Raw genomic sequence first — 8,485 nt, forward strand, 5'->3', positions numbered from 1 at the left:
GCTCACGGGAAACGCCGGGCCGCCCAGCCAGTTGCTCTTGACCTCGGGGAAGTCGATGGCGACGGTGTATTGCCCGGTGCGCGGGTCGACACCGCCTTGCAGGCTGCTCATGAAGCCAAAGGCCTGGGAGTGCACGGTTTTGGAAGTGGTCATTTAATGATCCTCAATTATTTACTTGGTTAGAATCTTCAAGGTGTTGTCGTTGAGGAAGGTGGTGGTGCTGCTGAAGTGATGATTCTGATACAGGAGATTTTGTCTAAGTTGTCGCCATCATCGGATGGCATTAAATCGACCATTTGCAAGCCGGGTTCAACAATTTGTTTCGCTGTGAATGTCGCCAGATACTGGATTTCTTGAATTGAAGTGCTAGTTTGTTTTTTGATTGTTTTTAATATAAACCATGGACCTTCGCCGGATGTGTTCCAGCAGTTTCTGTTATTGGTGATAAAAATTGTGGTGGCTGAAGGTACTTCCGCCAATTGGACTGTGCGGGCTTTGTCGTTCCAGTCTTTACATAGGACGGGGTCGTTGACAAAAGAATAAGTTTTTGATTGGCCCGGCTCAGGCACAGGCAAGCTACAAATCTTATTATCCTTGTCTCTGAGTATGACCGTGCCTGTTGCTGATACGGCGGCGCCAGAATATACAAGGCTGCTCGCCAGCAATAACCCGAAAGTAACTGCTTTCATGTTTTTCATGAGGGGGGTCTCGTCGTGTGTGATATTTCAGCCTGACGTTATCATCGAACGATCGACCTGAAACCTAGCAGTTCTGTTAGTTGTTTGTGTATTCGAAGGTGGCGTACATTCGAGAGTTGGCTCGCCCGTCAGCCCATGAAGTGCTGGTTTCTGAGCAGGGTTGAACGTCGAAAAATAGCGATATCAACAGGTTGCCTGGGCAAACTGAATGCCAAGTTAAAAACGGTGCCGGCACGTAAAAAGCGCAAGTGTATCGTCAAAGTCAGCAATGGCAACCTAACAGTTCTGTTAGTGGTCAGTTCGCTGGTTTTGGCGTTAATGTGAAGTTCAGTCTTTTATTGAACTCATATAATCAAGGTACAAAAAATGGCGGCTTTTAACCCGCGTCCTGTGATCAAGGATCTACAGCCCGGCGACTGGATTGATCTGGACAAATTGGGCACCGGCCCACTACTGACTTATATCAAGTACGACAGTATCGAGATCGGCGACGTGCTGTGGCCGAACTGGCGAGGGTGTGGTGCAAACGGTGAGGTGTCCGACTGCGCCGGTGCCCGTGTGAACGTGACGGAGGGAGGAGGCTATACACCGGAACTCGGCATGCCCGTATCGGTGCCGAACAAGGTGTTCGAGAATATGGATCAGGGGTGGGCGTTTTACTCATACGCCTTGGGTGAGCCTGAAAACCCTGAGATTCGAGGGCCCGAGTCCCTGCGCCAGTTTTGCTATTTGGGCAAACGTGTGGCCAAGAACACCCGCCTACCTGTTCCGCAGATACAGCAATCCCATGATCTGGCACTGGATCCCGACGCGGTAACTTCAACAGGTGCCACAGCCGTGGTCCCGCCGTATCGGGCCATGAGTGTCGCAGATACGGTCATCTTTAAATGGCAAGGGTATTTTGGTGGCAGCCCGGAACCTGTGTATCGAGAAACCAAAGTAATAAGAACCGAGGATCTTGGTCAGCCGCTGATATTCACCGTCCCGTATGTCGAGGTCATTGGTATTACGGGTGAACATGCCGATATCAGCTACCGCGTCGAGTATGTAGACGGAGTGGGTCTGTCGAGTGACTCCGATCAGCAAACCCTGCAAATAGTACCGCCGGTTTCTCCTCCACTCCCTGCTATCACGATCAAGAACTACACTGGTGGCCCGATTAATCCTGGTCATTATCCCGACGGGCTCGTGCTGCAGGTCAAACCTGTATATGCCGGCATTCAGGATGGCGATTGGGGGGTGGTGTACTGGAAGGGTAGCGACAAGGCCAGAAGTGTCACCAAGGCGCAGCGGGTCGATCGTTCCACACTGGACAGCGGCCTCATCGAGTTTCTGATCGAACCCCGTTGGCTGACGGACAATAGCAACGCTCAGGTGACTATTGGCTTCCAGTTTGCGCGCGAAGGCGCCGCACTATCGGCTGAACCACTGCAAGTGGATATCAGCAAACCGTTGTACCTTCCTGCGCCCATTGTCGAGGGCGCTACTGCCGAAGCGGGGGAAAACAACGGGCACCTGCAAGCGAATACAAGTGGCGCCTACGTCAGCGTTCCTGACGCGGCAGAAGTTGGTTCGGGCAAGGTAGAAATGCATTGGCAAGGGCACCCGAATGGGGGGCGCCACATCGCGTTGACGCCCGTGGGAGGCAACGATAAAAGGTACTTTATTCCGCCCAGCGCCATTGCCGCCAACATGTCGACACTTGAACAGGCGCGTTTTCCAGTGTTTTACCATGTGTTCCCATCCGGTGATGCAGTTGGCGAAGACTCTGGATACTTTAATCTGCGCATCACTCCATTACTGGCCTCGCGCTATCCATTTACCACGTCTCGACAGATTGTCGACAACAAAATGTCGTTGTTCGCCGTGCCTTTAGGTGGTGCGGATCTGGAACTTCACTCTTCGCCACCCCAGGATGCCTGGCCATTCATGGCCCAGGGACAACTATTGACCATGGAGGTCACAGGTGTAACCCAGAGCGGTAATACATCGATTGTTGTGCGCAATGCACTGCCCGTTACCGCGGTTGAATTCCAGAACAAAAAAATAACGGCGAAGTTGCCCAAGGCGTTTCTCAGTACGCTCAAGCTCAATGAGACTTTCACATTAAAGGCAAAAGTCAGTTTTGATGGTGGCGAGACCTATTTCCAATTCAGGGATAGCACGCCGACGCTTGTCCCTTGACAAACACTGCTGCCAATCGACGAACCCAATATTAACCAAAGGATATTTATCATGGAAACCAATAACGTTGAAAGCTTGTTGAATTGGCTGAAAGTGCAACCCCGGACACTCGATTGGGGGGCTGTCATGGCCTATGGGCGCAGCGAAACCAATAAGGTGTTACTGCAGGAGTACATTGAGCGTTTTAGTGCCAGTAATTATTTGAGGCCGATTACCGATGAGATTACGGATAATGCAACGCCGACGCAGAAAGAGTTTTTGCACAATTATCAAATGGACGCGCCACGCCTGTCGTTCAAGGATTCCAATCTGAACTCGTCAGCTGCCAAGGCGACCATGCAAGTGGTCGGCGGCTCACACCTGACGTTCAATAAGCCGGCAGGCAGCCAGCAGTGGAGTGTCACCAGGATTGCCCATGAAGATGTGCTGGACGGGCCGCAGTTAGAGTTTGATATCAACCTCCTGGAGGCAAAGGGCTCGGTGACGTCTGCCGGGCGGGTGGAACTGGATATTTCCGAGGGGACCAATTATCGATTGACCTATGTGCAGACCGAACATTTACGCAAGGTGGCTGGCCAGCGCATGCAGGAGATCTTCAGTAGTTTGCCGGACGGCCAGAAGATCTTCGTACTGAACGAACTGAAATTCGAACCGGATCAATTCTTGAAACCCGCTAGATTTGTTATTCGCACCCATAACAAAAAGGACTCGGGTGCCAGGTTGTTGGCGGGAGAGGATGAGGGGGAGGGCTCGGTACTGGTATTTGTTGCCTTGGAGGGCGATGCCAACGGTACTGTGCCGGTTGATAATGCGGACCTTAAATACTTACTTCCAGATGGTTATTCGGCCACGGTATTGCTTGGGCATGAGTTGTTTTTCAAAAAGATGTTTGTTGTTGCATTGCAAAAACTAGGTGGGGTGAGCGAAATAAAGTACGACATAGAACGCTCTCCTGATCGAAAAAGAATAGTCAAAATTATCGGCCGCAGTGGCGAGAGGAAGCGGGTCGTAGAGCAGCGTTTCAGCACTGGCGGGATAGACTACGTATCTCCGCAAATAGTTGCGCCAGTACATACTAGTTCGGAACTTGACTATTTTGAGATGAATATTTCTCAAATAGGGTCGTTTTCGTTGGAGTGGAAAGAAGTTCGAATGTTTCACCCCCTGAAATGGACGGGTGGTAACTCGGGTTTTGTGTCTGGAAAATGGAGTCTTGTATATGGATTTGAGTATGATCTTGATACAGGGGGCGAACTTGTAATTCGCGAGGCAGATAAGGATGTCTTGGTTGCTGTAACTGATCAAAGCAGTATCGTGACGCCGGCCCATAAGGTGGCCGTAGAACAAGCCTACACGGGCTGGCTGAGCAAATTTTTCGAAGAAGGCATTGGTGACTTTTTAAGCGCCGTCGAAAATATTAATGTATTTACACTTAACAGTCTTTTGTTTCGCGGCTCTAACGCGGTGAAATTTGAAGACGTTCATTACCCCGCCGACCTGGCCCTCTTCGGCCACGTTGGCCCCACCCAAACCGCCTTCGCCATCACTCAGCTGGAGCCCGTAATCGGCCACAGCGAAACCCTGCAGTTCACCACCGAACCGCCGCGCAGCGATCTGTCCTGGAAAGTCGAGAACATCCTCGGCGAAACCGTTCCCGTAGGTTCCATCGATGCCTCTTCGGGACGTTACACCGCCCCGACTGCCGCCCAGCTTGAAGGCAACTTCGTCCGGGCAAGGGTCACGGCCACGGCAGGCGGCCACACCAGTTCGGCATTGGTCACCGTGATGTGCCGAGGCATCACCGTCAACCCGATGATCCAGATTGCTACCGCTGGTGACCCGTTGGCCTTGGACGTTTCAGCCGGTGCCGTGGACGGTGGGGAGTTGACCTGGACCATTGAAGACCCTTCGTCGGGTGCGGTGGTTAAGCCGAACCCGGCCGATGGAGGGGACCACAGCTACGTGCCGGGCCCCCCAAAAGCCGGAACCGCGCCCACGGTCGACACCCTCGTTGTCCATAACCCACGGACAAAACTGAGTGAGACCGCGCGGGTCCTGGTCCTGCATCGACCGGCCCTCCTTAGCGTGGTGATCGTTGACAAACCTGGGCTGCCGGAACACCAGATCCAACTGGCAATCATGGGAGAGGAGGGCCCGATTGATCCAGGTGATTGGGGTGAGTCTTGGCAGGTGCTGCTGGGTAGCGGATCAGCAGAAATCAATGCCACGACCGGGCTGCTCACGGTAAACCCTGCGGGGCCGGACAAATTCGTGGCGATCACTGTCTTGGCGCCCCCTGCACGCCCTGGGGGGGCCCCCGATGACGGTTACATCATCCTGCTATTGCCCTTGTTCAGCGTGCCGGAAACCCTCCGGATGCTGGGTGCAAATGGTGAGTAATCGGTTGTTCACTGAGAGTAAGGAGATTAGTCATGTCCGTTAATTCATTGGAAAGTTTGTTGACCCGGATGAAAAGGGGAGCGATCACACACGGCTGGGGAGCGGTGGTGGCGTTCGGCCGGGCTCAGCTCAACCGCCTGCTGCAAGAGCAATACCTTGGCTGGTTGCAAGAGGGGCGTTTTATCCCGCCCATCAGCGGTGAGGTGTTCACGGATGACCGAACCGAGTCCATGAAGCTGGACAATTTGATCCTGGGCAAACCTGTCTTGTCATTTGCTTCGGCATCGCTCAATCAGTCCTTCGTGACATTGACCATGAACATTGTCGCGGGGGCCTACACGGCCATCAGTCGTCCTGTGGGTGGTGCTGCGCAACGGTTGTTGTCCGGCTTCAGTATCACCGAAGACATGGGCTACAAGATCCAGATGAAGGTAAGCCTGAACCAGATCGTAGGAGAAGTGGATAAACGAGGTCGGGTTTCGATTGATGTGGCAAGCGACCCTTCGATGTCCTGCAACCTGGGAGGGTTGCCAGGCGTCCAGAAAGTTGTGGCGGCTTTCATTCAAAGCCGCTTGGCGTTGCTGCCGGAAGACCAGCGAATTTTTGAGCTTGGGCTATTTGATCTCAGTGGAAACAACCCGTTGAGCCCGACTCATTTCCACATTCGTACACAGAAAGCGCCGGGTAGCGACAATCCAGAGGATGGCGCCGTGCTGGTGTTCGTTCGCCTGAAAGTCAATGATGAAAACGGCACCATGCCTGTTGAGGGCAGTGACTTCCCTTACTTGGTCCCGGACGATCAGGCCGCTGGAAACGCCTTGTACTCGGCTTCGCTGATATTGAACAAAGACTGGATCGAGTTGCTCGACGATGTGCAGCTCGATGTGCTCAAAAACCTGTTGTTGCCCGGCGAAAATCTTTTTGTAGAAAGCGACAACGGGCGGCATACCCCTCATGATCTGTTGGTGCTGGGCAATATCAAGCCAAGCCCCGAAAGCGTGACCATCGAACCGTCTTTCATCAATCTCAAAGCCGGCAAGACCCAGAAATTTACTGCGCGCAAGAGTGATGGAGGGACGGTCAGTGCCCAGTGGCGCGTCAGCAACCCCGTCAGTCCGCTCTCCGTTGGCAGCGTTACGCCAACCGGCGGTGTCTATACGTCGCCGGCTCCCTCGCGGATCGGCAAGGAACAACAGCCCGTTGTCGTGACTGCGCAGTACGTAATGGGCGGCGTGCAACAGACGAGTTCGGCATTTGTGCTTGGCGTTTTCGAAAGCATGAGCATTTCCCCGCGTGTTTGCACCAGCGCAGTAGGGACCAGCGCAACACCTATTGAACTGGTTGCAAACACGCTGGGTGGGGGGACGTTGCAGTGGCCCACACTGACGCCAGCGGAAGGTACCCTCAGAGTGGTCGATAACAACCACGCCATTTACACGCCACCTGCAGAGCTGACTGAGCAACTGGCACTTCAGACCATCAGGGTCACTGATTCGCTGACCAAGGAAACCATAGACGCGACAATTGTTTTGATGAAGTCAGCCCACACGCTGCCGGTCGATCCACCCTATGTCGCGGCGGTATCTGCTGCGACCCCGATCCCGCTCTACGCCGATCTGGACCCTGCGGATGCGCGATGGACCGTTATCGGCGAAGGCGAAGTGGATGAAAACGGTCTTTTTATGCCGCCGGCGCAACCGGCTTCCCGAGTCAGCGTGGTGCGATGTTCCTATCTGGTTAACGGTTCGGTCAGGGCCAGCGGCCTGAGCATCATCCAGCTCTCCGAACAGATCATGCCTGAACCCACCTGGTCGGAACTTCAGGAGTTTTCATTCGAAACCCCCGCTAATTGGGTTGGCCGATGCTTCAGCAATGGTTTTCAACAGATTCCTGTGATCGTCAAGATCGAGACCAAGCCTGTGGAGATCGACGGTCAGCAGGTTTATATACCGGTCAGCGACGCTAACCTGTCGACCCTGCGGCTGGTGGACAAAATATCCAACGCTCCTGTTCCCTTCGTTCACGTTGCCCAGGAGGGCATTGAGTACGGCAGCGGTATTTCATGGGCTACCAGTAAAAAAAGAAATCGTTTCAAGCTGTTACCCACTACGGCGGCGGCACCGGTCAACTCACCGGCATTACCTGCGCCCCAGAATAATGGCGTGCGTTATCGCGAACTCTGGATTCATCTTGCCGCTGAAGGCAGTCGGACTTTTTATGCGCAGTTCACTTCAGATCATGGCATTCAGAATTCTACTGATGTTAACAGCGAGGGTTTTGAAATCACGGTTGAGGGCATAAGGCCGCCAACCCCGGCAATCGATCAATATCTGGTAAAACGTGATCGTGTATGGAAAGATCCGTATGGTCACGATGGACCGCCAACCGACATGTACCCTGACGGGGACGTTTTTAGTTTTTACCGTCAGTCAGTTGATTATTGGCGATTAAGTTATGAACGGCCGGGTCGTGTGCCCGTGCTGTTTTCGACCGCGATCATTGAAAATAATGTTTCGACAGTTCAGTGGGAAAGTGAGCTGATTGATGAAACATACTTTAGTTATACCGGCAGTGCCTTTAATCCGGCCAATTTTGAAAACAGTGACAGCCCCGCTCCGGAAGGACTGTCTTTCGATCCTTATCTTTGGGGGATGATGAGGAATTACAATATAAAATTGGGGGCCTCTTTTATCAAAGATAAACAGCCTGCCCCTGGCGAGTTGATTGTCAGTTTGCATCGAACAGATGATGTGCCGTATTGGTATGACGGATTGGCGAATGGCGATAAGCGCAAGTTATACCGCAAGCACTTGGACCCTGGGCTAAAAGTTGTATTGATAGATGAGGAGGGTAATCGTCATTCGCTATCGATTGCTTTTGAGCCATCCTCATTGCAAGACAGTCGGAATACTTTGGTTTTCAATCGCATTTAGCAGGTCGTGTTATCGAGGGCGGCGGGCTTGCTCATAGAGTAGGCCTGATGTCTTCTTGTTTTCGAAACATTTTAACTGTTTTGATTAATAGTTATTTATTTATAAGGTAGGTATGAAATGACCACTTCCAGTGCCGTGCATTCCCAAGCCTTTGGCTTCATGAGTTACTTGCAAGGCGGTGTCGACCCGCGCACCGGGCAATACACCGTCGCCATCGACTTCCCCGAGGTCAAGAGCAACTGGCTGGGGGGCCCGGCGTTTCCCGTGAGC

Annotated in this window: 4 protein-coding genes; 3 read left to right on the forward strand and 1 reads right to left on the reverse strand. The window is 52.9% G+C overall.

The window, feature by feature from the left end:
- Positions 1–188: 188 nt before the first annotated feature.
- Positions 189–698 carry a hypothetical protein gene (locus VC35_RS29735; protein WP_185754876.1) on the reverse strand — a complete coding sequence of 170 codons (510 nt, stop codon included), beginning with the start codon at positions 696–698 and terminating at the stop codon, positions 189–191.
- A gap of 366 nt (positions 699–1,064) precedes the next feature.
- On the opposite strand from VC35_RS29735, the gene VC35_RS28115 reads away from it, so the two are divergent.
- From VC35_RS28115 to VC35_RS28125, 3 genes are read left to right on the forward strand one after another with little or no spacing between them, the layout of a single operon-like run.
- The gene (locus tag VC35_RS28115) at positions 1,065–2,882 is read left to right on the forward strand and encodes a hypothetical protein (protein WP_046044001.1); all 1,818 of its coding nucleotides are present in this window, start codon (positions 1,065–1,067) and stop codon (positions 2,880–2,882) included.
- A gap of 51 nt (positions 2,883–2,933) precedes the next feature.
- Positions 2,934–5,282 carry a hypothetical protein gene (locus tag VC35_RS28120; RefSeq protein ID WP_046044003.1) on the forward strand — a complete coding sequence of 783 codons (2,349 nt, stop codon included), beginning with the start codon at positions 2,934–2,936 and terminating at the stop codon, positions 5,280–5,282.
- A 32-nt stretch (positions 5,283–5,314) separates the two neighbouring features.
- Positions 5,315–8,215: a hypothetical protein gene (locus VC35_RS28125; RefSeq protein ID WP_046044005.1), complete on the forward strand. Its 2,901-nt coding sequence runs from the start codon at positions 5,315–5,317 to the stop codon at positions 8,213–8,215.
- Positions 8,216–8,485 lie beyond the last annotated feature (270 nt).

The organism is Pseudomonas fluorescens (assembly GCF_000967965.1).
Taxonomy (GTDB): domain Bacteria; phylum Pseudomonadota; class Gammaproteobacteria; order Pseudomonadales; family Pseudomonadaceae; genus Aquipseudomonas; species Aquipseudomonas grandcourensis.

Bases quoted from the DNA above. Each gene is read 5' to 3' on its own strand.
- VC35_RS29735 (WP_185754876.1), bottom strand. From the start codon at position 698: ATGAAAAACATGAAAGCAGTTACTTTCGGGTTATTGCTGGCGAGCAGC.
- VC35_RS28120 (WP_046044003.1), top strand. From the start codon at position 2,934: ATGGAAACCAATAACGTTGAAAGCTTGTTGAATTGGCTGAAAGTGCAA.
- VC35_RS28125 (WP_046044005.1), top strand. From the start codon at position 5,315: ATGTCCGTTAATTCATTGGAAAGTTTGTTGACCCGGATGAAAAGGGGA.
- VC35_RS28115 (WP_046044001.1), top strand. From the start codon at position 1,065: ATGGCGGCTTTTAACCCGCGTCCTGTGATCAAGGATCTACAGCCCGGC.